General features: G+C 68.4%; 20 protein-coding genes. 6 read left to right on the top strand and 14 right to left on the bottom strand.

Annotated features, from left to right (window positions below):
* Window positions 1-108: 108 nt before the first annotated feature.
* From ACZ5SK_RS09550 to ACZ5SK_RS09540, 3 genes are all read left to right on the top strand, one after another.
* Entirely contained in the window at window positions 109-1,182 is a 1,074-nt protein-coding gene (locus ACZ5SK_RS09550) for an AAA family ATPase (RefSeq protein WP_319338153.1), read from the top strand.
* Window positions 1,179-2,279: a ParB/RepB/Spo0J family partition protein gene (locus tag ACZ5SK_RS09545; RefSeq protein WP_334578670.1), complete on the top strand. Its 1,101-nt coding sequence runs from the start codon at window positions 1,179-1,181 to the stop codon at window positions 2,277-2,279. The genes ACZ5SK_RS09550 and ACZ5SK_RS09545 overlap by 4 nt, the downstream gene beginning before the upstream one ends.
* 329 nt (window positions 2,280-2,608) lie before the next feature.
* On the top strand, window positions 2,609-3,226 hold the full coding sequence (locus ACZ5SK_RS09540; RefSeq protein ID WP_079661174.1) for a GNAT family N-acetyltransferase: 618 nt from the start codon (window positions 2,609-2,611) through the stop codon (window positions 3,224-3,226).
* A 95-nt stretch (window positions 3,227-3,321) separates the two neighbouring features.
* Here ACZ5SK_RS09540 and trxA read toward each other — a convergent pair whose 3' ends face one another.
* From trxA to ACZ5SK_RS09505, 7 genes are all read right to left on the bottom strand, one after another.
* Entirely contained in the window at window positions 3,322-3,654 is a 333-nt protein-coding gene (gene trxA / locus ACZ5SK_RS09535) for a thioredoxin (protein WP_079661175.1), read from the bottom strand.
* A gap of 41 nt (window positions 3,655-3,695) precedes the next feature.
* A complete protein-coding gene (gene trxB, locus ACZ5SK_RS09530; protein WP_079661176.1) occupies window positions 3,696-4,664 on the bottom strand; it encodes a thioredoxin-disulfide reductase in 969 nt (322 codons plus the stop codon).
* A 178-nt stretch (window positions 4,665-4,842) separates the two neighbouring features.
* Window positions 4,843-5,742 (bottom strand): anti-sigma factor family protein, encoded by a 900-nt coding sequence (locus tag ACZ5SK_RS09525; RefSeq protein WP_468575674.1) that lies wholly within the window; start codon window positions 5,740-5,742, stop codon window positions 4,843-4,845.
* Complete coding sequence (sigM, locus tag ACZ5SK_RS09520) at window positions 5,739-6,470, bottom strand: RNA polymerase sigma factor SigM (protein ID WP_468575672.1); 732 nt, start codon at window positions 6,468-6,470, stop codon at window positions 5,739-5,741. Before sigM ends, ACZ5SK_RS09525 begins: the two co-directional genes overlap by 4 nt.
* 27 nt (window positions 6,471-6,497) lie before the next feature.
* Window positions 6,498-8,216 (bottom strand): protein kinase family protein, encoded by a 1,719-nt coding sequence (locus ACZ5SK_RS09515; RefSeq protein ID WP_334578667.1) that lies wholly within the window; start codon window positions 8,214-8,216, stop codon window positions 6,498-6,500.
* A gap of 138 nt (window positions 8,217-8,354) precedes the next feature.
* A complete protein-coding gene (gene murJ, locus ACZ5SK_RS09510; RefSeq protein WP_468575671.1) occupies window positions 8,355-10,661 on the bottom strand; it encodes a murein biosynthesis integral membrane protein MurJ in 2,307 nt (768 codons plus the stop codon).
* A gap of 44 nt (window positions 10,662-10,705) precedes the next feature.
* The gene (locus tag ACZ5SK_RS09505; RefSeq protein ID WP_334578665.1) at window positions 10,706-13,129 is read right to left on the bottom strand and encodes a DUF6049 family protein; all 2,424 of its coding nucleotides are present in this window, start codon (window positions 13,127-13,129) and stop codon (window positions 10,706-10,708) included.
* A 258-nt stretch (window positions 13,130-13,387) separates the two neighbouring features.
* On the opposite strand from ACZ5SK_RS09505, the gene ACZ5SK_RS09500 reads away from it, so the two are divergent.
* Window positions 13,388-14,854, top strand: a complete 1,467-nt coding sequence (locus ACZ5SK_RS09500) for a CCA tRNA nucleotidyltransferase (protein WP_079661182.1) — start codon at window positions 13,388-13,390, stop codon at window positions 14,852-14,854.
* 110 nt (window positions 14,855-14,964) lie between these two features.
* On the opposite strand, the gene ACZ5SK_RS09495 is transcribed toward ACZ5SK_RS09500, so the two are convergent.
* The 4 genes from ACZ5SK_RS09495 to ACZ5SK_RS09480 all read right to left on the bottom strand — a co-directional run bounded on the left by ACZ5SK_RS09495 (window position 14,965) and on the right by ACZ5SK_RS09480 (window position 18,781).
* A complete protein-coding gene (locus tag ACZ5SK_RS09495; RefSeq protein ID WP_334578664.1) occupies window positions 14,965-15,483 on the bottom strand; it encodes an LppU/SCO3897 family protein in 519 nt (172 codons plus the stop codon).
* A gap of 128 nt (window positions 15,484-15,611) precedes the next feature.
* The gene (locus ACZ5SK_RS09490) at window positions 15,612-16,874 is read right to left on the bottom strand and encodes an MFS transporter (protein WP_334578663.1); all 1,263 of its coding nucleotides are present in this window, start codon (window positions 16,872-16,874) and stop codon (window positions 15,612-15,614) included.
* A 96-nt stretch (window positions 16,875-16,970) separates the two neighbouring features.
* Window positions 16,971-18,053, bottom strand: coding sequence for an inositol-3-phosphate synthase (locus tag ACZ5SK_RS09485; RefSeq protein WP_334578662.1), 1,083 nt, complete (start codon window positions 18,051-18,053; stop codon window positions 16,971-16,973).
* A 44-nt stretch (window positions 18,054-18,097) separates the two neighbouring features.
* The gene (locus ACZ5SK_RS09480; RefSeq protein WP_079661186.1) at window positions 18,098-18,781 is read right to left on the bottom strand and encodes a PadR family transcriptional regulator; all 684 of its coding nucleotides are present in this window, start codon (window positions 18,779-18,781) and stop codon (window positions 18,098-18,100) included.
* Window positions 18,782-19,133: 352 nt separating this feature from the next.
* On the opposite strand from ACZ5SK_RS09480, the gene ACZ5SK_RS09475 reads away from it, so the two are divergent.
* A complete protein-coding gene (locus ACZ5SK_RS09475) occupies window positions 19,134-21,806 on the top strand; it encodes a transglycosylase domain-containing protein (protein ID WP_334578661.1) in 2,673 nt (890 codons plus the stop codon).
* Between the two features lie 130 nt (window positions 21,807-21,936).
* Complete coding sequence (locus ACZ5SK_RS09470; protein ID WP_334578660.1) at window positions 21,937-23,436, top strand: glycosyltransferase family 87 protein; 1,500 nt, start codon at window positions 21,937-21,939, stop codon at window positions 23,434-23,436.
* 105 nt (window positions 23,437-23,541) lie between these two features.
* Here the strand turns inward: ACZ5SK_RS09470 and ACZ5SK_RS09465 are convergent, their stop codons facing one another.
* The 3 genes from ACZ5SK_RS09465 to ACZ5SK_RS09455 all read right to left on the bottom strand — a co-directional run bounded on the left by ACZ5SK_RS09465 (window position 23,542) and on the right by ACZ5SK_RS09455 (window position 26,298).
* Entirely contained in the window at window positions 23,542-24,573 is a 1,032-nt protein-coding gene (locus tag ACZ5SK_RS09465; RefSeq protein ID WP_468575667.1) for an alanine racemase, read from the bottom strand.
* Window positions 24,574-24,657: 84 nt separating this feature from the next.
* A complete protein-coding gene (femX, locus tag ACZ5SK_RS09460; protein ID WP_079661190.1) occupies window positions 24,658-25,779 on the bottom strand; it encodes a peptidoglycan bridge formation glycyltransferase FemX in 1,122 nt (373 codons plus the stop codon).
* Window positions 25,780-25,986: 207 nt separating this feature from the next.
* Complete coding sequence (locus ACZ5SK_RS09455) at window positions 25,987-26,298, bottom strand: hypothetical protein (RefSeq protein ID WP_079661191.1); 312 nt, start codon at window positions 26,296-26,298, stop codon at window positions 25,987-25,989.

The raw sequence follows: 26,298 nt of genomic DNA, 5'->3' as shown, positions 1-26,298 counted from the left end.
CCCCGCGACCGCAAGCCTCTCGGTTCACTCGATGAGGTACCGGAGTTGTCCACAGAGGCGGATTTCTCCACAGAACAACAGGCCTCACTGGTTCACCACCCCGAAGACATGGGAGGCTCTGTTCATTGCGAGCCTGAAGTCGAGGAGAGTGAATCCTTGCGGTCCGACGCCAACATCGCGGGACCGATGACCGATCCGGTCCCCGGTCCCCGTACCGAGTCGTTCGGGGAGGATGTTTCACGTGAAACACCGCCCCCCATGGACGACACTCCGATCGGTCGTGCTGCCCAACTCGCGGTGGAGGCTCTGGGCCGCGCCGGCGAGGGTCTGCCACGCCCTGAACAAACCCGTGTGATCGTGGTCGCCAACCAGAAGGGCGGGGTGGGCAAGACGACGACCACGGTCAACCTTGCCGCCTCCCTGGCCCTGCACGGGGGCCGTGTCCTGGTGGTCGACCTCGACCCGCAGGGCAACGCGTCCACTGCCCTGGGGATCGACCACCACGCCGAGGTTCCGTCCATCTATGACGTGTTGGTCGAGAGCCGTCCCCTCGCTGAAGTCGTTCAGCCCGTACCCGATGTAGAAGGCCTCTTCTGCGCTCCCGCCACGATCGATCTCGCCGGCGCGGAGATCGAGTTGGTCTCCCTGGTGGCACGTGAGAGCCGTCTTCAGCGAGCGATCCAGGCATACGAACAGCCGCTGGACTACATCCTCATCGACTGCCCGCCTTCCCTGGGCCTGCTGACGGTCAACGCGCTGGTCGCCGGTGCCGAGGTCCTCATCCCGATCCAGTGCGAGTACTACGCGCTGGAGGGGCTCGGGCAGTTGCTGCGCAACGTCGACCTGGTGCGGGGGCACCTCAATCCCACCCTGCATGTGTCGACCATCCTGCTCACCATGTACGACGGCCGGACGCGTCTCGCGTCGCAGGTCGCCGAGGAGGTGCGCACCCACTTCGGTGACGAGGTGCTGCGGACGAGCATTCCCCGCTCGGTCCGTATCTCCGAGGCGCCGAGCTATGGGCAGACGGTGCTGACCTATGATCCTGGATCGAGCGGCGCACTCTCCTACCTTGAGGCAGCACGAGAGCTTGCGCTGAAGGGTGTCGACGTCAGTTACGACCCGACGCACGCCCATATCGGCGCCCAGAACAACCCGAACATGGTGGAGGGGATCCAGTGAGTGAGCGACGAAGGGGGTTGGGCCGTGGCCTTGGCGCGTTGATCCCTGCTGCCCCGACGGAGAAGGCTCCGGCGCAGGCTGCGGTCGGAGGCGGGGGATCCCCATCCCCCGCAGCCGTCCCGGTTCTGACGACGGACCGCGGGGTGGCCGCGGCGAAGGTGGCCACGCTCCCGCATGTTTCACGTGAAACAGAGGAGTTGTCGGCAACCGGCGTCCTGGAGACCCCCGCAGCGCCGATCGGCGCGCACTTCGCGGAGATCCCCCTCGACCACATCACGCCGAACCCGCGCCAGCCCCGTGAGGTCTTCGACGAGGACGCGCTGCACGAGCTCATCACCTCCATCAAGGAGGTCGGTCTCCTCCAGCCGGTCGTCGTACGCCAGACCGGTCCCGCGCGCTACGAGCTCATCATGGGTGAGCGGCGCTGGCGGGCTTGCCGCGAGGCCGGTCTGGAGGCCATCCCGGCGATCGTGCGGGCCACGGACGACGAGAAGCTCCTCCTGGACGCCCTCCTGGAGAACCTTCACCGGGCTCAGCTGAACCCGCTGGAAGAGGCAGCCGCCTACGACCAGTTGCTGAAGGACTTCAACTGCACGCACGATCAGCTGGCGGACCGCATCGGTCGATCTCGTCCGCAGGTCTCCAACACACTGCGTCTGCTGAAGCTTTCTCCGGCGGTGCAGCGCAGGGTCGCGGCGGGAGTCCTCTCCGCTGGTCACGCCCGGGCGCTGCTCTCCGTGGACGACTCGGAGGAGCAGGACCGGCTGGCCCACCGCATCGTGGCCGAAGGGCTCTCGGTGCGGGCCGTCGAGGAGATCGTGACCCTCATGGGATCACGTCCGCAGACGGCTCAGCGTGCCAAGGGGCCGCGCGCCGGTGGCCGGGTCTCCCCAGCGCTGACCGACCTTGCGACCCGGCTCTCGGACCGTTTCGAGACACGGGTGAAGGTCGACCTGGGGCAGAAGAAGGGCAAGATCACCGTCGAGTTCGCGTCGATGGAGGACCTTGAGCGCATCCTCGGCACGCTCGCTCCCGGTGAGGGCCCTGTCCTGCAGAAGGGCCTCGTGGAGGGCGACATCGAGGAAACGGAAGACTGAGCCGCGGCTCGGCCGTGGCCATGTCGGCCGTCGGATCCTCTGAGCGAGCCGTGTCCGGTGTGTACCGGAACACGGCTCGCTCTTTGCTTTCAGTCGGTATCGACGGAATCGCATCGTGGATACGATGCGGTGAGGCTTAGGCGCATCCACCTTGCAGTACCTCGGAGCGGGAGGCGGGGGGCCATGCGAACGATGAGCCGGACCGGATTGGTGAGCGCCGGACTGGGGCTGGGCGCGGTCGGCGGTTTCGTCGGCAGTCTGCTCAGAGAACGGAGTGCTCTGACGGCCGCTCGCGATGCTGCGGGCGAAGGAAGCGAGGAACAGCCTTCATGGGGCGCCGGCTCGTACCGCTCACGCTGGACAACCTTCAGGACCTTCCCAAGCGCTGTCGCTCGTGCGTCTTCTGGGAGCTGGACCCCGTCAGCGGTGCGGCCGCGGTAAAGGCGGGCACGTCCTCCCTGGAGAAGGAGTCCTGGATCTCCGCCGTCCTGCTGGACTGGGGATCGTGCGGTCGGGTCGTCTACGTGGACGACGCCCCCGTGGGTTTCGTCCTGTACGCGCCGCCCGCCTATGTCCCCCGCTCGACGGCCTTTCCCACAAGTCCCGTGTCGCCGGATGCGGTGCAGTTGATGACCGCGTTCATCATGCCGGGCTACCAGGGCCAGGGACTTGGCCGCGTGATGGTCCAGACGGTTGCCAAGGATCTGCTGCGACGGGGCTTCAAGGCGATCGAGGCGTTCGGTGACGCCCGTTGGAAAGAGCCTGCCTGCATGCTCCCTGCCGATCACTTGCTGGCGGTGGGCTTCAAGACGGTGCGTCCCCATCCCGTCCATCCTCGGCTGAGGCTGGAGTTGCGGACCACGCTCTCCTGGAAGGAGGACGTGGAGATGGCGCTCGACCGGTTGCTGGGGGCCGTCCAGAAGGAGCCGGCGCTGCGCCCGCTGTAACGCGTTGTGGGGCAGAGCGATGGGGCCGACCCTTGCGGGTCGGCCCCATCGTGTTTCACGTGAAACATCGGCCGTCGGCGGGACGGTTCAGTGCCTCACTCGGAGATGAAGGTCTCCAGGTCGCGGACGAGCGCGGCCTTGGGCTTGGCGCCGACGATGGTCTTCGCAACCTCGCCACCCTGGTAGACGTTCAGGGTCGGGATCGACATGACACCGTACTTGGCGGCCGTGGTCGGGTTCTCGTCGATGTTGAGCTTGACGATCTCGATCTTGTCGCCGTGCTCGGCGGCGATGGCCTCGAGCGAGGGAGCGATCTGGCGGCACGGGCCGCACCACTCGGCCCAGAAGTCCACCAGGACGGGCTTGTCGCTCTTGAGGACGACCTCATCGAAGTCGGCGTCGGTCACATGCTTCAGGGTGCCAGCCACAGGGGGCTCCTTAATTCCTTGTGCGGTGGGGAGGGAGGGGGTCAGACGGCGGTCTTCTCGGGCTCGGCCTGCTCCTCGTCCGCGAGGGCGGCGAGGTAGCGCTCGGCGTCAAGGGCGGAGGAGCAGCCGGTGCCGGCCGCGGTGATCGCCTGGCGGTAAGTGTGGTCGACCACGTCACCCGCGGCGAAGACACCGGTCAGGTTCGTGCGGGTGGAGGGGGCGGCGACCTTGAGATAGCCCTCCTCGTCGAGGTCGAGCTGGCCCTTGAAGAGCTCGGTACGCGGGTCGTGACCGATCGCGATGAACAGGCCGGTCACCGGCAGATCCGAGAGCTCGCCGGTCTTGAGGTTGCGCAGCTTCAGCCCGGCCAGCTTCTGATCGCCCTGGACCTCGGCGACCTCGCTGTCCCAGACGAACTTGATCTTCGGGTCGGCGAAGGCGCGCTCCTGCATCGCCTTGGAGGCGCGCAGGGTGTCACGCCGGTGGACGATCGTCACGGACTTGGCGAAGCGGGAGAGGAACGTGGCCTCCTCCATCGCGGTGTCCCCGCCGCCGATCACGGCGATGTCCTGCTCCTTGAAGAAGAAGCCGTCACAGGTGGCGCACCAGGAGACACCGCGGCCGGACAGGGCGTCCTCGTTCGGCAGGCCGAGCTTGCGGTGCTGGGAGCCGGTCGTCACGATGACGGCCTTCGCGCGGTGGACCGTGCCGGCGGTGTCCGTGACGGTCTTGATCTCACCGGTGAGGTCGACGGAGACGATGTCGTCGGGGATCAGTTCGGCGCCGAAGCGCTCGGCCTGGGCGCGCATGTTGTCCATGAGCTCCGGGCCCATGATGCCGTCCTGGAAGCCCGGGAAGTTCTCCACCTCGGTGGTGTTCATCAGGGCACCGCCCGCGGTGACGGCTCCTTCGAACACCAGCGGCTTCAGCGACGCGCGTGCGGTGTAGAGGGCCGCGGTGTAGCCGGCGGGCCCGGAGCCGATGATGATCACGTTACGGACGTCGCTCACGGCTTGTTTCCTCGTCTCTGGACTGCGTCGGTCGACCGGGGGAGCTTCTTGGACTCTCACCCCACCCAACGGATCCTAAGGGGCGCGCATTCCCGGTGTGTCCGGGCACACGGAGCGATGACACCGGAGGGGATGCCACGCGGAATACGAGCGCGGGAAGGAGACGAGCCGTCGACCGTCAGCGACGCGTGTAGGAGTGCGTCAAGAGAACCTTCGCAGGGCTCGACGACGGATGCTTCACACAGGTCTTGTCCATGATGTAGACCCGGACCCGGGTGCTGTCGGAGGCGTCGGACAGCACGACAAGCAGGGCTTCCGTCCCCTGGTACCTGCCATCCTCGACGGCGAGCGCCTCATCGCTGCGTCCGATGCCCTGTTGGACGCACGGGGGCACTGCGGAGGGCTGCAGGAGAGTCCTGTTCTGCGGGCTGCCGGACTGGCCCTCAACCTTCACGCCCTCCGATGCACGGGAGCCGCCGGCGTTGGCCAGGAGATCGGTGACCTGTGACTCCAGCTTGCTCGCGGAAAACGTGTCCGGCCCGGTGGACTGATGGGCCGAACTGCCCGGCCCGGAGCCCGTGAGCGATGACACGAGGACGGAACCGAGCCCCAGCGCCGCGGCTGTGAAGACCGCGCCGAGGACGGCGACCTTGCGGCGTCCGGCCCGCTTGCGGTCCTTGCGGCCCGGGCCTGTGGTGGTGCGGGCATGTCCCGCAGGTCGGCCCTTCGCCGTCGTTGTTTCACGTGAAACACGGAGTGCGTCCACGTCGGCGTCGGCCGCACCGGTGGAACTCTTCGGAGCATCATCGTTCTCCGAGGGCGTGGCGTTCAGCAGGGCCTCGGCGGCGAGTGCGGCGTCGATGCGGTGGGCGACGTCATCAGGCATCCGCGGCGGGCCGGGGAGAGTGCCCAGAAGACCGCGGATCTCCTCCAGCGAGGCGTGGACGTCCGCGCAGAGTTCGCAGGTGTCCAGATGCCGACGTACATCGGCGCTTCGGGAGGGAGCGAGCAGGCCCTCGGTGAGGTCGGAGATCTCCGCGACGTCCGGGTGCCCGGTCGTGTCCGTCGTCGATGTCACGCTCGCCCACCTCCGCCCTTCACAGCAGCTGAATCGCCTGTCCCGGCGTTGCCCGGCCCCTCGTCCCGAGGTTCCGCTGCCGGTGGGACGGATGTCCCCTGCGCACGGTTCCGTCCTGCGCGGGTTTCTCTGTCGCCGCCGCCGGCGGCGGCGTTCGGCCGTAGATGGGTGAGCAGCGGCAGAAGTCTGGCTCTGCCCCGGGCACAGCGGCTCTTCACGGTCCCGGTGGGCACGTCGAGCACGCGCGCGGCTTCGGCGACCGGGTAGCCCTGCATGTCCACGAGGACGAGGGCCGCCCGCTGATCGGGCGGGAGGGTGCCGAGTGCTTCGAGGAGCTGGCGGTGCAGGTCGTTGCGTTCCGCGGGGGCCGACGCCGCCTCATGCGGCTCAAGCAGCTGCTCCAGTCGCTCGGTGTCGTCGACCGGCGAGGTCTTGCGGGAAGCCGCTTTGCGGGCGCGGTCCAGACAGGCGTTCACCGTGATGCGGTGCAGCCAGGTCGTGACGGCGGACTGGCCGCGGAAGGTGTGGGCGGCCCGGTACGCGGATACCAGGGCGTCCTGGACGGCGTCAGCGGCCTCCTCGCGGTCTCCCAGCGTGCGCAGTGCCACCGCCCAGAGCCGGTCGCGGTGACGCCGCACGAGTTCGCCGAAGGCGTCGGGGTCGCCCTCGACGTGGCGAGTGAGGAGGTCCTGGTCGCTCACTCCGTCATATCCGGCGCCTTCCGCCATCGGACCTCCTCCCCCTCCGGTGAGACGTCAGCCCGTGAACTTCACGTCGGTGATGGCCTGCTTGTAGCCTTCGCTGCTGTACTCGTCCTGCCCCGAGCGCGGCGCGGCGGTGATCCATACGAGAACGTACCGCGTCTTCACGGGCGACTTGGCGGAGATCTTCAGTTCCGTCCCCGAGGTCTGAGCGGCGGCGATCTTCGTCATGGAGCTGAGGGGAGCCGACGACGAGAGTGAATCGGCCGCGTACAGGGTCGCCGCGGTGTAGCTGCCTCCGTAGTGAAGCCCTATTGAGGCGGCCGAAACGCTGTGCTCCGAACCCAGGTCGTAGACGATGCCCACGCCCTTCTTGAACGGCGCGAGCACGGGCCCGTCGTCGAACGAATAAGTCCGCCAGTACGTGGAGCTGTCACCGTCGTAGGTGAGCTTCGCGTCGCCGGCGTGCTGGGGGTTGCCGTCCGGGTAGTACTCGGCGGCGTCGTGGATCTTGAGCGCCTTGACCGGCTTGGGCGCGGCGCTTCCCTTGTCGCCGTCGTCCGTCGTCTGGGTCTGGTTCGTGTCGTCGGACCCGCTCTGGTTCATCAGGGCGTCCGCGAGCTGCCAGCTGCCCAGGCCGAGGGCGGCGATGAGGAGGGCGGAGACCGCCCACTTCAGAGCCTTGCCGGTGCGGCTCTGCAGCGGGGGCGGCGGGGCCGGCACGGCCTGGGTGACGCCCGGGTGCGCCGACGGCCGGCCGTACGTGCCCTGCTGGTACGTGGTGCGCTGGTACTCCGGCGGCGCCGCGAACGAAGGCTCCGGCGGGCGGATGCGGGGCATCTCGCCGATCGCCTTCACCAGCTCCTCCGGCGTGGTGCAGGCGGCCTCGTGCCGGGAGGCGGTCGCGCCGTCGTTGGCGAGGGCGCGCATGGCCAGCTCCGACAGGCCCCGGTGGATGCCCGCGCGCACCTGGTCGGGGGCGATCAGCCCGATGTCCTTGGGCAGCCCGGACAGGCCGTACGCGTCGTTCTCGTACGGCCAGCGCTGGGTGAGCGCCGCGTACAGCAGGGCGCCGATCGCCTCGGTGTCGGTGCGCTGGGGGGTGTCGGTGGTGATGCCGCGCAGGGCGGCGTTCACGGCGAGGCCGCGGATGCGCCACTGACCTGAGGAGGTGCGCAGTACGGCATTCGGGTTCAGACGCAGATGCGACAGGCCTTCGCGGTGGGCGGCGGCCATGGCGGACGCGATCTGACTGACCATCTGGTAGGCGTCGTGCGGCTCCAACGGGCCGGCCGCGAGCAACGCGGTCAGCTCGGTGGCGTCAGGCAGCCATTCGTGGACGACGTAGACGAGGTCGTTCTCCTCGACGGCGTCCAGCACTTGGACGAAGCGGGGATCGCCGAGCAGGGCCGAGGAACGGGCCGCGGCCAGCACCGAACGGGCCCGTGCGTGGTCCGCGGGCAGGATGTGGACGCCCACGGCACGACGGAGTTTCTCGTCGACCGCACGCCAACTGCTGAAACCGTCCAGACGGGTGACGCACTCCTCTAGGCGATAGCGTCTGGCGAGCTTGTGACCGCTGTGCAGCTCCGGCGGTGAGGCCTTCTTCCCGGGACGCTCCGCCCCGCCGCTCCCCTGTGCCTCGTCGCTGTCCGTGTCCTGCTCCCGGTTCTTGACCACCCCGTCGGCCGTGGACTGGTCCGCTTGTGCGGTCAGCGGCTCGTCACCGCTGTTGTCTGCCACGTCGACGGCAGCTGTGCTCCGTTCCGCCACCGTCGTTCCTGCCTCCCCATCCAGTGCGCGCCGTCCGACCTCGTGCGCGCCGTCCGACGCCGAACCCAATTGTGCCCACAGTCCGCCGCTATGCACGACACGCGGCGGCGGACGATGGTTGTGCGCCTGCCTCCCGACTCAGCGACCCAGTCGTCCGCGGACCATACCGACGAGCGAGTTGAGCTCCTCGATGCGCATGCGGCGGGCGGCGACGAAGAAGACGCCGAGCAGCAGGGCTCCACCAGCCATCAGCGCGGCGAAGGAACCGAGGACGCCCTGGCCCAGGCTGTGGCCGATGCCGTAGCAGGCGAGGCCGCTGACCACGGCGGCCGGTACGGAGGCGATGCACAGCCGGGCGTACGTGCGCAGCACGTGGGAGCCGTCGAGGTCGCCGCCGAGCCGCTTGCGCAGCCGGTTCCAGGCGACGCCGACGCCGATCGCGTACGCCAAACCGTAGGAGGCCGCCATGCCGACCACGGCCCACCGGGCCGGAAGGACGAAGTAACAGACCGCCGAGGCGCTCGCGTTGACCGCGGCCACGATGACCGTGTTGTAGAAGGGCGTCCGGGTGTCCTCGTAGGCGTAGAAGGCGCGCAGGACGACGTACTGCACGGAGTAGGGGATCAGGCCGAGGCCGAAGGCCATCAGCATGAAGCCCATGTTCGTGGCCTCGCTGGTGCCGGAGGAGCCGAAGATCAGCGTACACATCGGGATGCCGAGCGCGAGGAAGCCGAAGGCGATCGGCACGATCGCGACGGCGGTGGTGCGCAGACCCTGGGAGATGTCGTCGCGGACCGCGCCGGCGTCGCCCTCGGCCGCCGAGCGGGAGATGCGGGGCAGCAGGGCGGCCATCAGCGAGACGGTGATGATGGCCTGCGGCAGGCCCCAGATCAGCTGGGCATTGGCGTAGGCGGCGAAGCCGGTGCCGTCGACCGGCGAGTCCTTGCCGGCCGACGTGGACAGCTGGGTGACGACGAGGGCGCCGGCCTGGTTGGCCAGGACGAACAGGACAGTCCACTTGGCGAGGGTCGCCGCCTTGCCGAGGCCGTGGCCCTTCCAGTCGAAGCGCAGCCGCAGCCGGAACCCGGTCTCGCGCAGGTAGGGGATCATCGCGAGGGCCTGGACGACCAGGCCGAGCAGGACCCCGATGCCGAGGAGCCGCTCGCCCTCCGGCGGGATGGTCGTGACCTTCATGCCGGAGTCGGCGGCGGTGCCGTAGACCCAGATGAACATGCCCAGCGTCACGATGATGACGATGTTGTTCAGGACCGGCGTCCACATCATCGCGCCGAACTTGCCGCGCGCGTTGAGGATCTGGCCCATCACCACGTGGACGCCCATGAAGAAGATCGAGGGCAGGAAGTAGCGGACGAAGGTGATGCCGACCTCGTTGGCCGCCGGGTCGCTGGCGACCGAGTCGGACAGGAGGCGGATCAGCACCGGCGCCGCGGCGATCGCGGCGACCGTGAGCACGCCCAGCGCCACCATCACCAGCGTCAGCAGGCGGTTGGCGTACGCCTCGCCGCCGTCCTCGTCCTCCTTCATGGCCCGCACGAGCTGCGGTACGAAGACGGAGTTGAGGCCACCGCCGACCGTCAGGATGTAGATCATCGTCGGCAGCTGATAGGCGACCTGGAAGGTGTCGCCCAGCAGACCGACGCCGAGCGCCGAGACGATCAGCGCGGAGCGGACGAAGCCGGTGAGGCGGGAGACCATGGTGCCCGCCGCCATGACGGCGCTGGACTTCAGCAGTCCCGAGGCACGCCCGCCCTTCTTCGCGGCGGGGGCGGCAGCCGGCGCGGGGTCCGCGGCCGGCGTGGCGGTGAGGTTCATGGTCTGGTCGGTCACGGGCGAGGGGGCCGCGGCCTGGTATTGCGGTGCCTGGTACTGGGGGGCCTGGTACTGCGGGGCCGCTGCGTGACCGCCGGGAGCCTGGGCCGGGCCCGGTACCGCCGGGGGCTCCGTCGGGCCGCGGGAGCCGCTCTGCTGCTGGTCCCGGAAGAGATGGGCGAACGCGTCCGGCTGGTGCTGCTCCTCGCCGGAGTGCGTCACCAGGTCGTCCACGCCCACGAACTGCGTCGTGCGCGGATCGTCGCCGTACGGCAGGTACTGGGTGGGACCCTCCGGCTCGGGCGCCGGGGTCTGCGCCCACACGTGCGGGTCGGGGGCGTACGGGGACTGTGGCGGTCGGCCGTACAGCGGCTGCTGCGGCTGGTACGTACCCGGGGGCGGTGGGGGGTGCGCGGCGCGATCGTAGAGCGCCTCGGCGACCGGGTCCTGCGCGGTGAGGTCCTGGGCCCGGTAGGGGTCCTGGTCGTAGGCGTCCTGGAGATACATGTCCGCGGGGTGCTGCGGCGGCACCTGGCCGTGCTCGGGCGGCGGGCCCTCGGGGTGGCCCGAGCCGCCCGCGGCCTGGCCGCGGTCACCGTCGTACGGCGCGTTCATGGTTACCCCACCTCATCGTCCCCGGCCCACCGGCCACGACATCCTCAACGGTCCACTCTCTCACCCGTGGCGGACGGGTCGGCGTTTTCCGCTGCGGTGTCCGGTGTCTCGTCACTCGGCTGCTCCGGGTCGCCTGCCCCGGCTCGGGCGTCGGACTCTTCCTTGTTGCGGTTCACGGGATGCTCGGGGGTCTCCGGGCCGTCGGCGGGCTCTTCCGCCTCGTCGGCGCCGTCCTCCGCTTCCCCGGCGGACTCGCCGTTTTCGCCGGCATCCTCGGCCTCCCGGGCCGCGGCACGCTTGCGCTGGGTGTACATACGGAACCCGGCCAGCACGAGCAGGAGGACGCCGCCGCCGATGACCAGCATCACGGTGGCCGTGATCTCGGTGACCTTCACGTCGAAGGTGACCGGGTCGCCGTACTCCTGGCCGTCCTCGGTGTACAGCTGGGCGATCACCGTCGTCTGGCCGTTGACGTTGGCGGACGTGGGGAACTTCACCGTCGTGGTGTGCCCGCCGGAGACCTCGATGCGCTGCTCCGCGTAGACGTCGCCGTTGATCTCCAGGCGGGTGTCGTTGGTCGAGGTGAGCCGCAGCACCAGATGGTCGACGCCCTGCACCAGGTTGTTCTGCACGGTCACGGGGATGGTGGCGCTGCGTCCGGAGAGCTTGGTCTCCGACTTGTCGATCAGCTTGACCTGGCCGGTGAGACTGTCGAGATACGCCTGCACGTCCTGCCGGAACGTGCTGGTGGCGGTGGTCCGGCCGCGCCACGACGTGGACATCTCACGGTTTATGGCCCGCCCGAAGGGGGTCACGACCCGGGCCTCGTTGGTGAGGATCACCTTGAAGTTGTCGAGCTTGTCCTGCGTGTCCGCGATCTGCTCGAACGCCGACCGGGGCAGCTCCTGCTTGCGCAGCGAGGACGGGTACGCCGAACTCGACGGGACCTTTGTGGCGGCACTCGGGTCGGGCTTGGCCTTGGCGGTCGCCGCGAGCTGCTGGGGCTGCGACCAGGTGGCGCCCTGGAGCAGGGTGACGGCCTGCGCCAGCGACCGGGCCTGGCTCGCGGTCGGCATGCGCTGCGGGGCGACGACGATGCTGCGCTGCTTGCCGGTCTGCAGGTTCAGCTCCAGGCTCTGCGCGAGGAACTCCTGCACCGCGAGCGTGGACGCCGAGGCCCGCACCAGATCGCCCTGGAACGCCGTCGACAGCCGCGCGTCCGCGACGACCGCCGTGGTGCCGCCGCCGATGGGCCGGGCCGCGGACGGGGTGTACGAGAGGTCGCCGGTCTCCGCCAGGCTGTCGCTGCGCGCGATCACCTTGTCGGCGCCGGCGGAGGTGGCGACCTTGACGATCGACGGGTCGACGGCGCCGTCCACCGGCCAGGTGAAGTCGGTGCTCGGAGTCACATGGAGCACGGTCTCCACCGTGGTGGCGGCGACATCGGTGGCCGCCTTGAGCTGGCTGAGAGAGCCGGCGACGCCCGTGCCGTTGTGGGCGAGGGAGGCCAGGTCGGGATCGGCGAAGGGCAGCGCGACGACCTCCTTGCCGGTCACCGCGTCCTGTAGGTCGTCGAGCCACTGCTTGGCGATCGCCTGGTGGGTGCCCGCCGTGGTGGTGTCGCCGTCGCCCCGGATCCGGTAGCTGCCGGTCATGGCGTCCACGGACGCCAGCAGGTCCGGGTCGATCACCCAGGTGACGTCGAGTTCCCTGCCCAGGCTCAGGAGCTGGTCGAGGCGGCCGCCGGGAGCGATCTCCGCGGCCAGGTCGTCGTTGAGGAAGACCGGCGTCTGCTGCGCGTTCGAACCGGTCTCCGCCGTCATGTGCACGGTGGACATCAGCGGCCACAGCACGGTCGTCCTGGTGCGGGTGTCCGCCTCGTCGGGCTGCCAGGGCAGGAAGGTCCGCTGGATGCCCAGCACCTTCTCCCAGGGCTGCGCGGACGTCTCGCCCGAGAGAGCGACACCGATCGGGTAGACGCCGTCGTCGCCGAGGTCGAGCTTGTCGACCGGGACGGCGATGCTGAAGTGCTGGGCCACGCCCGGCGTGAGCTTGGCGAACTTGGCGACGTAATTCCCGCCCACTTCGGAGCCGTCGTTGCCGGTGAGGGCGTCCGCCTGCTTGGCGACTCTGTCGATCGCCGAGCGGGTGGTGAGCGCGGAACCCACCTGCAGGCCCACATGGGCGTCGGTGACGGCTCGCTTGCCGTTGTTGGTGACCGTGCCGGAGACGGTCAGGGTGTCCCCGTCGGAGGGAGCGGCCGGGGTCAGGGAGTCGACGGATACGGCCACGGTGCCCGTGTCGGAGGCCTCCTTGACGGAGGCCTGGCCGGCGGCCACCGCGGGGGCGGCGGGCAGCTGGAGGAGACCGGCCAGCAGAGGCGCCCCGGCGAGCAGTGCGCCGGTGCGCCGCAGCCACCGGCGGGCAGGTGAGGGACTCATCCCCGGGAAGTCTGCCGCCTCGGCCACGCGTTCGCCCGTCCCTCGTCGTCGTCAGTGGTCGTCGGATGTGCGTCCACGCATGGTAACGATGCGCGCTGAGGGGAAGTGCCGCGGTCTGCTCCACAAGATCGTGGAAGGCCGACGGGTCCGTCCGCTATGTATGCGTATGAAGAGAAGAGTCGGTGGCGGCGGTAAGAGACAGCCTTGCACTCCTATCGGCGGAGATATCCGCTCGCCCTGAATGGGGGCGCCCTCGGTTCGCCGGGCCACGTACCCTCTTCTGTTGTGCCGAACGCCAACGAAGACAACCTCAGCGTCCTGAGCCAGGTGCAGCACCGTGCGGTGAGTGAACTGCTACGGGTCGCCCCTGTCGCCGACGACCTCGCCCGCCGTTTCCAGGAGGCCGGGTTCTCTCTCGCCCTGGTCGGCGGCTCGGTCCGGGACGCACTGCTCGGCCGGCTCGGCAACGACCTGGACTTCACCACCGACGCCCGGCCCGAAGACGTCCTGAAGATCGTGCGGCCGTGGGCGGACGCGGTGTGGGAGGTCGGGATCGCCTTCGGCACCGTCGGCGTCCAGAAGGATGCCCGTGTCGGAGACGTCGATCGAAGCTTTCAGATCGAGGTGACGACGTATCGCTCCGAGGCCTACGACCGCACCTCGCGCAAGCCCGAGGTGTCGTACGGCGACTCCATCGAGCAGGACCTCGTCCGGCGTGACTTCACCGTGAACGCCATGGCCGTGGCGCTTCCCGAGAAGGAGTTCATCGACCCGCACGGTGGCCTGGAGGACCTCGCGGGCCGGGTGCTGCGCACCCCGGGTACGCCCGAGGAGTCCTTCTCGGACGACCCGCTGCGCATGATGCGGGCGGCGCGCTTCGCCGCCCAGCTCGACTTCGAGGTCGCCCCCGAGGTCGTCACGGCGATGGGCGAGATGGCCGGCCGTATCGAGATCGTCTCGGCCGAGCGGGTCCGGGACGAGCTGAACAAGCTGATCCTGTCCGCGCGTCCGCGCAAGGGCCTGTCGCTCCTGGTCGACACCGGCATCGCCGACCATGTGCTGCCGGAGCTGCCCGCGCTGCGGCTGGAGAGCGATGAGCACCATCGGCACAAGGACGTCTACGAACACACGCTGATCGTTCTGGAGCAGGCCATCGAGCTGGAGGAGAGCGGTCCCGACCTCACTCTGCGGCTCGCCGCGCTGCTGCACGACATCGGCAAGCCGCGCACCCGTCGCTTCGAGAAGGACGGACGGGTCTCGTTCCACCACCACGAGGTGGTCGGAGCGAAGATGACGAAGAAGCGGATGACGGCTCTGAAGTACTCCAACGAGCTGGTGAAGGACGTCTCCCGCCTGGTGGAGCTCCACCTGCGCTTCCACGGATACGGCACGGGCGAGTGGACGGACTCCGCGGTACGTCGTTATGTACGCGACGGGGGCCCGCTCCTCGAACGCCTCCACAAGCTGACCCGCTCGGACTGCACGACGCGCAACAAGCGCAAGGCGGTCGCTCTCTCACGGGCGTACGACGGGCTGGAGGAGCGCATCAGCCAGCTGAAGGAGCAGGAGGAGCTGGACGCGATCCGTCCCGATCTCGACGGCAACCAGATCATGGAGATCCTGGGCATCGGCCCCGGGCCTGCCATCGGCAAGGCGTACAAGCACCTGCTGGAACTGCGCCTGGAGCACGGTCCGATGGGGTACGACGCGGCGGTGGAGGCCCTCAAGGAGTGGTGGGCCCAGCAGGACTGAGGCCGTGAAACCAGTCATGTTTCACGTGAAACATGACCCGGGTGGCACGGCAGGCGGACAGGCGAAGGGGCGGTGTTTCACGTGAAACACCGCCCCTCTCCACAGCTGCCTTACTTCTTGGCGTAGTCCTTCAGGCAGAGCAGGAAGTTACTGCCGTCGCCGCTCTCGGTGTACGAGTACTGGAAGTCCTTGGCCTTCTCCTCGCACTTGCTGTCGGCCGTGACAGCGGTGTACGTGCCCTCGACCTTCGCCAGCACGATGTACTGCGCCTGCGAGGAGTCGCACTTGACGACCTCGAGGTCGGGGTTGTCGTCGTTGCTGCTGCCCCGGTGCATGCAGTCGCCGACCGCCGCTGTGTCGGCGTCGTCCTGGCTGGATATGTAGCCGCCGATGGCCACACCGGCAACGGCGAGAACGATGACGACGTTCTTGATCAGCTTGAAGCTGACCTTGCGGCGGGGCTGCTCCGGCGGAACCGCGCCGTAGGGGGCGGTGGGGTAGCCGGGCTGGCCGGGCTGCTGGGGGTAACCGCCCTGCGGCGGGTACGGGGCCTGGCCCTGGGGCTGGCCGTAGGGCTGCTGGCCCTGCTGCGCGAACGGGTTCTGGCCCTGGGGCGGCGGAGTCGACACTTGGGGGTCCCCCTAGAAAACTTGGACGTGTGGCGCGAAATCAGCGCGCGAGGTAAGACGCACGTAAGTTACCGGGACCCACTGACAACCTTGTAGCCGAGGGGGAGTCTGTGTCATTGATGTGACACTTACTGGCGTTCAAAGCGGGCCATAGCGCCAGCAATTGCTCCGTAGATAACGGCGACCGTGATCACCAGCGCTGCTGAACGGCCATCAGGCGGCAGCATCAGGGCGGCGACCCCGGCGGCGCCGACGAAGGCGACGTTGAACAGGACGTCGTAGAGAGAGAAGATCCGGCCGCGGAAGCCGTCCTGCACGGAGGACTGGACGATGGTGTCGGTGGCGATCTTCGCTCCCTGGGTGACCAGCCCCAGCACGAACGCCGCGATAAACGTGGTGACTTGGGTGAACGGCAGCATCAGGGCGAGCTCCAGGACCGCGGCGGCCGCCGAGCAGACGACGATCCAGCGCTGCGGGCCCAGTCGGCCCGCCGCCGGCGGGGTCACCACCGCGGCGACGAAGAAGCCGACACCGGAGATGCCCACTGCCAGCCCCAGGAGAGCCAGTCCCTTGTCCGGGTCGGACGACCAGGCGTACCGGCACAGCATCAGCACCATGACGGTCAGGGCGCCGTAGCAGAACCGCATCAGGGTGATCGAGCCGAGTGCCCAGGCCGCCTCCCTGCGCTTCGGCTCGGCCAGGTGGCGTACGCCGGCCGAAAGGCCACGGGCGGTGCCCCTGAGCGCGGTCGCCAGCCGGGGCTGGACCAGGTCACGGTCGGGCCCGAGCAGATCCGCGGTCATGGTCAGGGACATCAGCGCAGAGCACAGGTACAGCACGCAACCCAGCAGCACCACCGCGGCGTCGGAATCCGCGATGACCAGTCGGACGACGAAGGCGAGGCCGCCGCCCGCGATCGCGGCGAGCGTGCCGGCCGTCGGGGAGAGGGAGTTGGCCAGCACCAGGCGCTCGCCGTCGACCACGCGCGGCAGAGCCGCCGACAGCCCGGCGAGGACGAAGCGGTTGACCGCGGTGACGCACAGCGCGGAGGCGTAGAAGAGCCAGTCCGGCACGTGGGCGATCATCAGGACGGCCGTCGCGGATGCCAGCAGGGCGCGCAGCAGGTTGCCGTAGAGGAAGACCTGTCGGCGGCGCCAGCGGTCCAGCAGGACGCCGGCGAAGGGGCCGACCAGCGAGTACGGCAGGAGCAGGACCGCCATGGCGGAGGCGATCGCGGTGGCCGAGGTCTGTTTCTCCGGGGAGAAGACGACGTAGGTGGCGAGCGCGACCTGATAGACGCCGTCCGCGCACTGGGACAGCAATCGCACGGCGAGCAGACGCCGGAAGTTTTCCAGGCGCAGCAGGACGCGCAGATCACGGACGACGGCCATGGGGCACAGCCTCACACACGGGGAGGGGCCCCGGGTCGTGCGACCCGGGGCCCCTTCTCAGCCCTGGCAGGAGCGAATTTTCCGGTCCGGGTCGAGCTAGCGCTCGACCTCGCCGCGGATGAACTTCTCGACGTTGGCGTAGGCCTCGTCGTCGAAGTACTGGACCGGCGGGGACTTCATGAAGTAGCTCGACGCCGACAGGATCGGGCCGCCGATGCCGCGGTCCTTGGCGATCTTCGCGGCACGCAGGGCGTCGATGATGACGCCGGCCGAGTTCGGGGAGTCCCAGACCTCGAGCTTGTACTCCAGGTTCAGCGGGACATCGCCGAAGGCGCGGCCCTCGAGGCGGACGTACGCCCACTTGCGGTCGTCCAGCCAGGCCACGTAGTCCGACGGGCCGATGTGGACGTTCTTCGCGCCCATGTCGCGGTCGGGGATCTGCGAGGTGACGGCCTGCGTCTTCGAGATCTTCTTGGACTCGAGGCGGTCGCGCTCCAGCATGTTCTTGAAGTCCATGTTGCCGCCGACGTTGAGCTGCATGGTGCGCTCAAGACGGACGCCGCGGTCCTCGAACAGTTTCGCCATCACACGGTGCGTGATGGTGGCGCCGACCTGCGACTTGATGTCGTCGCCGACGATCGGGACGCCCGCCTCGGTGAACTTGTCCGCCCACTCCTTGGTGCCGGCGATGAAGACCGGGAGGGCGTTGACGAACGCGACCTTGGCGTCGATGGCGGCCTGGGCGTAGAACTTCGCCGCGTCCTCCGAGCCGACGGGAAGGTAGCAGACGAGGACGTCGACCTGCCTGTCCTTGAGGACCTTCACCACGTCGACCGGGGTCTCCGCGGACTCCTCGATGGTCTCGCGGTAGTACTTGCCGAGACCGTCGAGGGTGTGACCGCGCTGAACCGTGACGCCCTTGTTCGGGACGTCGCAGATCTTGATGGTGTTGTTCTCACTGGCACCGATGGCGTCCGAGAGGTCGAGGCCGACCTTCTTCGCGTCGACGTCGAAGGCGGCGACGAACTCGACGTCACCGACGTGGTAGTCCCCGAACTGCACGTGCATCAGGCCCGGGACCTTCGACGCCGGATCGGCGTCCTTGTAGTACTCGACGCCCTGCACCAGCGACGCCGCGCAGTTGCCCACGCCGACGATGGCTACGCGAACCGAACCCATTCCGGTTGCTCCCTGTGTGTACGAGTGAGGCCCTGAGTGGGCGCTCACGTGGCGGTTTCGTCGGGCGTATCCGCCTCGGGGGTGTCCCCGGGACGGGGCAGGCCGCCCGACGATCCAGATGTGGTGTTCTGCTGAGCGGACTCCCCGGAGGCGGAACCCTTCAGGTCCCGTCCGGCCCGCTCGCTCTCGATGAGCTCGTTCAGCCAGCGCACTTCGCGCTCCACGGACTCCATCCCGTGGCGCTGGAGCTCAAGCGTGTAGTCGTCGAGGCGCTCTCGCGTGCGTGCCAAGGAGGCGCGCATCTTCTCCAGGCGCTCCTCCAGCCGGCTGCGCCGGCCTTCCAGTACACGCATGCGAACATCGCGCGACGTCTGCCCGAAGAAGGCGAAACGAGCGGCGAAGTGCTCGTCCTCGTACGCGTCGGGGCCCGTCTGCGAGAGCAGGTCCTCGAAGTGCTCCTTACCCTCCGCCGTCAATCTGTAGACGATCTTGGCGCGACGCCCTGCGAGTGGAGCGGCGAGGGCGTCCTCAGAGGTGTTTCCCGGCTCTTCGATCAACCAGCCATTGGCGACCAGCGTCTTGAGGCAGGGATAGAGCGTGCCGTAGCTGAACGCACGGAACACGCCCAGTGACGTATTGAGTCGTTTGCGCAGCTCATAGCCGTGCATCGGGGACTCGCGGAGAAGGCCCAGGACGGCGAACTCGAGGATCCCGGCACGCCGGCTCATGTTCGCTCCTCTCGTCCTTATGTCGCTCCGATGTATCGACTCGATACATCACGACGATAGAACGGCCTTCCGGATGCGACAAGAGGGGGGATGGTGAACGGGATCACATCACTGATTCGTTGCAGGTGACTTGCCCGATTTGGGGTGAACTTCGGGCCTAGGCAGGTTTTGACGGTGCGTAGTCTGTGCGCCATGCACACCACCGGGACCCATGAGACGCCGGGGGGCGTCGAGGTCCTCGGTGCAGTACGGGTGAATGCGCGACCGACCGCATCCGTACATCGGGGGGACAGGAAACCAGCCGCCCTTTCCAGGCGCGCACGGATGCGCCTGCCCGAGGAGTAATCGTTCGATGAGCGAGCACCGTCGCAAACCGCCGCAGCCGCAGGGAGGCGGACGTGCCGCGGCCCGACGCGGCCAGTCCGGTCCGTCCTCCGGCCGCCGCGCGGCACCGCGAGGCGCCACCGGATCTCCTTCCGACTACGGGTTGGGTACCGGGGCCGCAGGCGAGGAACTGCCGAACGGCAGCCGCACCGAAGCCCGGCGCGCGTCCCCGAGAAACTCGGGCGGGCGGCGCAGAGCGGCCGAACCCGCAGCGGGCCGCCGTGGCGCCCCGACCGGCCCCGGACGGGGCAGAGGGCGCACGGCCTCCGACCGTAAACGCCTGATCGACTACCCGCGCGCCGACAAGTACGGCTGGCAGCGCTGGATGCCCTCCTGGAAGCTTGTCGCGGGCCTCTTCGTCGGCTTCGTCGGCAGCCTGGTGGCGGTGGCGGGCATCGGATACGCCATGGTGGGCATCCCGGACATCGCCAAGACGGCCACTGCGCAGAACAACGTCTACTACTGGAAGGACGGCAGCCAGATGGTTGCCACCGGTGGTGAGACGAACCGTCAGAACATCGACCTCTCGCAGATCCCGGAGGAGATGCGCTGGGCGGTGATCTCGCAGGAGAACAAGACCTTCTACGACGACAGCGGCATCGACCCCAAGGGCATCGCCCGCGCCGTGTTCAACATGGCCCGGGGCGGACAGACGCAGGGTGGTTCGACGATCACCCAGCAGTACGTCAAGAACGCCATGCTGAACGACCAGTCGCAGACGATCTCCCGGAAGTTCAAGGAGATCTTCGTGTCCATCAAGGTGGGCGCAGAGGTCGACAAGGACGAGATCATGGCCGGCTATCTGAACTCCGCGTACTACGGGCGCAACGCCTACGGAATCCAGGCCGCCGCCCGCGCCTACTTCAACAAGGACGCGATCAAGCTCAACCCGGGCGAGTGCGCCTTCCTGGCCGCCATGCTGAAGGGCGCCACGTACTACGACCCCGCCGGCGCGACCTCCGTCGACCCGACCGGCGCCACGCCCGCGGCCAACAGCAAGCGGGCGCTGCGCCAGATGCAGGACACCCTGAACAAGATGGTCGAGTACGGCCACCTCAACGCCTCGAAGCGGGCCCAGTACACGAAGCTGCCCAAGTGGCAGAACCCCCGGTCCAACACCGACCTCAAGGGGCAGATCGGCTACCTCGTCGACCTCGCCAACGGCTACCTGGTCACCCACAGCAAGGACACCGGGATCACCCAGGACCTCCTGCAGCAGGGTGGCTACTCGATCTACACGACCTTCGACAAGAACAAGGTCAAGGAGCTCGAGAAGTCGGTGACCAACGTTCAGAAGGCCAACATCAAGCCGGAGAAACGGCCGGAGGACACACACGTCCAGTTCGGCGGGGCGTCCGTCGAACCGGACACCGGTGCCATCCGGGCCATCTACGGCGGCGAGGACGCCACCAAGCACTTCACCGACAACGCCGACCAGACCGGTGCCCAGGTCGGTTCGACGTTCAAGCCGTTCGTGCTGGCGGCCGCGATGACCTGGGGCGTGCGCGACCCGGACCTGGGGTCCTCGCAGGCACAGGACGAACGCACCATCGTCTCGCCCAAGAGCCTGTTCAGCGGGAAGAACAAGCTCAAGATCGAGAACTATGACCGCACGGTCTGGAAGAACGAGAAGGGCGAGGAGTGGCTGCAGACCAATGACGGCAACGTCTCCGTCGGCAATCCGCCCGACTACAAGATCGACCTGCGGGAGGCGATGCGCGAGTCGGTGAACTCCGCCTTCGTGCAGCTCGGCATGGATGTCGGTCTGGACAAGGTGAAGGAAGCCGCCATCAGCGCGGGCCTGAAGGACTCCAGCCTCACCAACAGCGGCTTCCCGTCTTTCTCCATCGGCATCTCCGACCCGAGCGCGATCCGGATGGCGGGGGCATACGCCACCTTCGCCTCCAGCGGCAAGCAGCGTGATCCGTACTCGGTGGAGAAGGTCACGAGCGAGAAGGGTCAGATCTTCACGCACGAGAACCAGACGAAGCAGGCCTTCACCTCGAAGGTCGCCGACAACGTCACCGACGTCCTGAAGACCGTGGTCGAGGACGGCACCGGTACCAACGCCCAGCTGCCCGGCCGCCAGGTCGCGGGCAAGACCGGTACCACCGACGGCAACAAGTCGGCCTGGTTCGTGGGCTACACCCCGCAGCTGTCGACCGCGGTGACCATGTTCCGCTACGACGACGACGAGTCGAAGAAGAACCGTACGTTCTTGGAGATGTTCGGCACGGGTGGCCAGAAGAAGATCCACGGTGCGTCGTTCCCGGCGCAGATCTGGCACGACTACATGGCCGAGGCGCTGCAGGGCACGGAGCCGAAGGACTTCCCCGAGCCCGAGCCGATCGGTGAGGTCGTCAACGCGGAGCCGTCCCCCACCCCGACTCCTTCGGCCACCGAGACCGAGGAGGAGAAGCCGTCGCCTTCCCCGTCTCCCAGTGCGACGGAGGTCGAGCCGTCGCCCTCGGCAACCGAGACGTGCTCCGGCTTCTTCTGTAACGGCAACAACGGTGGAACGACCAACGGAAACGACAACGGCGGAACGGGGGACGTCACCCCGACGCCGACGATCACGGAGACGAACGGCAACAGCAGAGGCAACGGCAACGGCGGCATCTTCGGAGGTTCAAACGGCTAGCCGCGCTGCGCCCAGCTTGGGTGTTTCACGTGAAACATGCGCATGTTTCACGTGAAACGAGGGCCGCTCCACCAGACCAGGTGGGGCGGCCCTCGGCGCTTTCCTAGGCCGGTACGGCAGGATGTCGCCCATGCCCAGTGGAGAATCGACGCCGACGCCCGTGCACGAGCCGGATCCGGTGAGGCCGACCAGCGACGACCCGGTGGCCGCGGCCGGCAGTGAGCTGATCGGCGGTCCGCTCGGCCGCCGGGCCCTGCTGGGGACGTCCTGGTGGACTCCCGTGCGGATCGTCGCGCTCGTGGCGATCGGGATGTTCGCCCTAGGACTGATCCAGAAGGCGCCGTGCTACGACGGAGGCTGGTTCTTCGGTGCCACCTCCCAGTACACCCACGCCTGCTACTCGGACATCCCTCACCTCTACCAGGGACGCGGCTTCGCCGACGGGCTCGTGCCGTACTTCGACAAGCTCCCCGGCGACATGGACTACCTCGAGTACCCGGTGCTGACCGGTGTGTTCATGGAGGTGGCCGCCTGGCTCACGCCCGGCAGCGGCAGCATCCAACACCAGGAACAGTGGTACTGGATGGTCAACGCCGGGATGCTGATGGCGTGCGCGGCCGTCATCGCCGTCTGCGTGGCCCGGACGCACGCGCGGCGTCCCTGGGACGGCCTGCTCGTCGCCCTCGCACCCGCTTTCGCGCTGACCGCGACCATCAACTGGGACCTGCTGGCGGTCGCTCTGACGGCCGCCGCGATGCTCATGTGGTCGCGGGGCCGGTCCCTGGCCTTCGGCGTCTTGTTGGGGCTCGCCACGGCCGCCAAGCTCTATCCCGTCTTCCTGCTCGGCCCCCTGTTCGTTCTGTGCTGGCGCGCGGGGAAATGGCGGGACTTCGGCAAGGCCTTCGGCGGTGCGGCCGTCGCCTGGCTGGTGGTGAACCTGCCGGTGATGCTCTTCGCCTTCGAAGGGTGGTCGAAGTTCTACCGGTTCAGTCAGGAACGGGGCGTCGACTTCGGCTCCTTCTGGCTGATCCTGGCCCAGAACTCCAGCGATCCCCTCACTACGGACAGCGTCAACACCCTCGCCACGTTGCTCGTCGCGCTCTGCGCCGTCGGTATCGCGGTGCTGACCCTGACCGCGCCCCGTCGACCCCGCTTCGCCCAGCTGGCGTTCCTGATCGTGGCGGCCTTCATCCTCACCAACAAGGTCTACTCACCGCAGTACGTCCTGTGGCTGGTGCCGCTGGCGGTGCTGGCCCGGCCGAAGTGGCGGGACTTCCTGATCTGGCAGGCCTGCGAGGTCGCCTACTTCCTGGGCATCTGGATGTACCTCGCGTACACGATGAGCGGAGACGCCCACAAGGGCCTGCCGACGGACGGCTACCACTGGGCCATCGGCGTGCACCTGCTGGGGACGCTCTACCTGTGCGGGGTGGTCGTGCGCGACATCCTGATGCCGGAGCGGGACGTGGTGCGACAGGCCGGAGACGACGATCCCTCCGGCGGGGTGCTCGACGGGGCGGAGGACGTCTTCGTCCTCGGCGCCGCGGCCCACCCGCCGCGGCATGCCTCCCACTTCGACGGACCGCAGGTGGAATGGGGCAGGCAGGACGCCACGGAAGGTTCGCCCTGAGCGAACACCGGGCTGCGGGGCGCCATACGTCACGAGGAAGGGCCGCGCACGGAGACTCCGTGCACGGCCCTTCCTCGTGTTGCGTCCGTTCAGCGGCCCCGACGGTCAGCGGTCCACCAGCCGGTCGAACTGCGTGGTGGTGTGCCGCAGATGGGCCACCAGCTCGTCGCCCACGTGCGGTTCCGGGGCGTCCGAGGGTACGAACAGGATCGACACCTGCATGTGCGGTGGCTCGGCGAACCAGCGCTGTTTGCCGCCCCAGACGAACGGCGAGAGGTTCCGGTTCACCGTGGCGAGGCCGGCGCGGGCGACGCCCTTGGCGCGCGGCATGACGCCGTGCAGGGCCTTCGGGGCCTCCAGACCCACCCCGTGCGACGTTCCGCCCGCCACGACCACCAGGAAACCGTCCGAGGCCGCCTTCTGCTGCCGGTAGCCGAAGCGGTCGCCCTTGGCGACGCGCGTGACGTCTAGGACGGCCCCGCGGTACTCGGTGGCGTCGTGGTTCCCCAGCCACAGCCGCGTGCCGATCCGGGCGCGGAAGCGGGTCTGCGGGAACTGCTGCTGCAACCGGGCGAGTTCGTCCGCCTTGAGGTGGCTGACGAACATCGTGTGCAGCGGCAGCCGGGCCGCCCGCAGCCGGTCCATCCAGCCGATGACCTCCTCGACGGCGTCGGAGCCGTCGGTACGGTCCAGCGGCAGGTGGATGGCGAAGCCCTCCAGCCGGACGTTCTCGATCGCGGAGTGCAGCTGCGCCAGGTCCTGCTCGCTGATGCCGTGCCGTTTCATCGACGACATCACCTCGATGACCACGCGGGCCCCCACGAGGCCGTACACGCCGTCCACCGACGACACCGAGCGCACCACGCGGTCCGGCAGCGGGACGGGCTCCTCGCCGCGCCGGTAGGGCGTCAGCACCAGCAGATCGCCGCCGAAGAAGTCCTTGATGCGCGCGGCCTCGTAGGTCGTGCCGACAGCGAGGATGTCCGAGCCCAGCCGGGTGGCCTCCTCCGCCAGCCGCTCGTGCCCGAAGCCGTAGCCGTTGCCCTTGCAGACCGGGACGAGTGCCGGGAACTGCTCCTGCACGTGCTTGTGGTGCGCCCGCCAGCGCGCGGTGTCGACGTAGAGGGTGAGCGCCATGGCCGGACCTGGGACCTTTCTCGTGGCTGCGGTGTGGGGAAGTGCGTCAGGGGTTCAGAGGTATGGAAGCACTGAAACGCGACGTCAGCGGCGCGACATGTAGATGTCGAGCGCCTTGTGGAGCAGCTTGTTGAGCGGGAAGTCCCACTCGCCGAGGTACTCCGCGGCCTGTCCGCCCGTGCCGACCTTGAACTGGATCAGGCCGAACAGGTGGTCGGTCTCGTCCAGAGAGTCGGAGATGCCGCGCAGGTCGTAGACGGTGGCGCCGAGCGCGTAGGCGTCCCGCAGCATCCGCCACTGCATGGCGTTCGACGGGCGGAACTCACGGCCGATGTTGTCCGAGGCGCCGTAGGAGTACCAGACGTGTCCGCCGACGATCAGCATCGTCGCCGCCGACAGGTTCACGCCGTTGTGGCGGGCGAAGTACAGCCGCATGCGGTTGGGGTCCTCGGTGTTGAGGGCCGACCACATGCGCTGGAAGTACGACAGCGGGCGTGGCCGGAAGTGGTCGCGCACGGCCGTGATCTCGTACAGCCGCTGCCACTCCTCGAGGTCGTGGTAACCGCCCTGGACGACCTCGACACCGGCCTTCTCGGCCTTCTTGATGTTGCGGCGCCACAACTGGTTGAAGTTCTTGTGGACCTCTTCGAGCGAGCGGTTCGCCAGCGGCACCTGGTAGACGTAACGCGGCTGGACGTCGCCGAAGCCGGCACCGCCGTCCTCGCCCTGCTGCCAGCCCATACGGCGCAGCTTGTCGGCCACCTCGAAGGCGCGCGGCTCGATGAAATCGGCCTCGATGTCGCGCAGCCGCTTCACGTCCGGGTTCTGGATGCCCGCCTTGATGGAGGTGGCCTCCCAGCGCCGGATGATCACCGGCGGGCCCATCTTCACCGAGAAGGCACCCTGCTGCTTGAGGTGCGCGAGCATCGGTTCCAGCCACTCGGTCAGATTCGGCGCATACCAGTTGATGACCGGACCCTCGGGCAAATAGGCCAGGTAGCGCTTGATCTTGGGCAGCTGACGGTAGAGGACGAGACCCACGCCGACCAGTTCACCGGTCCGCTCGTCGAACCAGCCGAGGCTCTCCGACCGCCACTCGGCCTTGACGTCTGCCCAGGCCGGAACCTGCATGTGGCTCGCCGAGGGCAGGCTCTGGATGTATGCCAGATGCTGCTCGCGGCTGATCGTCCTCAGGGTCAGGCTCATTCGGGGCGCTCCTCGGGCTGGTGTGTCCCCATGGGTACAGGGGCTCCGGCTCTCGCGCCGAAGCCTACTGCGCCTTGCGAGCGCCCCGACTGGGCGTACGGCACCTTCGCCCCGGCCCGTGCGCGGCCGGGGCGTTCCGTCAGGGTTCGTAGGTGTTCTACGTGTCTCTCGGTGCGGACGGTGTCCCCGGTGCCGGCACCGGCCGGGTCACCAGACCCCGCCGAAGAGACCCCCGTGGGCCATTCCGATGAAGAAGCCGACGCCCGCGGCACCGAGACCCAGGATCAGACCGAAGCGCTCACGGGTGGTCTCGGAGATCCACTGTCCGTACGCTCCGGTGAGGATTGCCACCAGGCCGGCCCAGGAACTGAGCAGATGCAGGCTGTGGAAGAACGATGTGATGAAGGCCGTCACACCGAGCACCAGCGTCACCGCGAGCAGGGTGTCCTGGAGCGGATGGGGTTTGCCGTCGGTGGCGAAGAGAGATCCGGCGGTATTGGGTCGCAATGCCTGTGCCAT

This window comes from Streptomyces sp. NPDC031474 (assembly GCF_055581185.1).
This window is presented reverse-complemented; position numbering and strand designations above follow the sequence as displayed.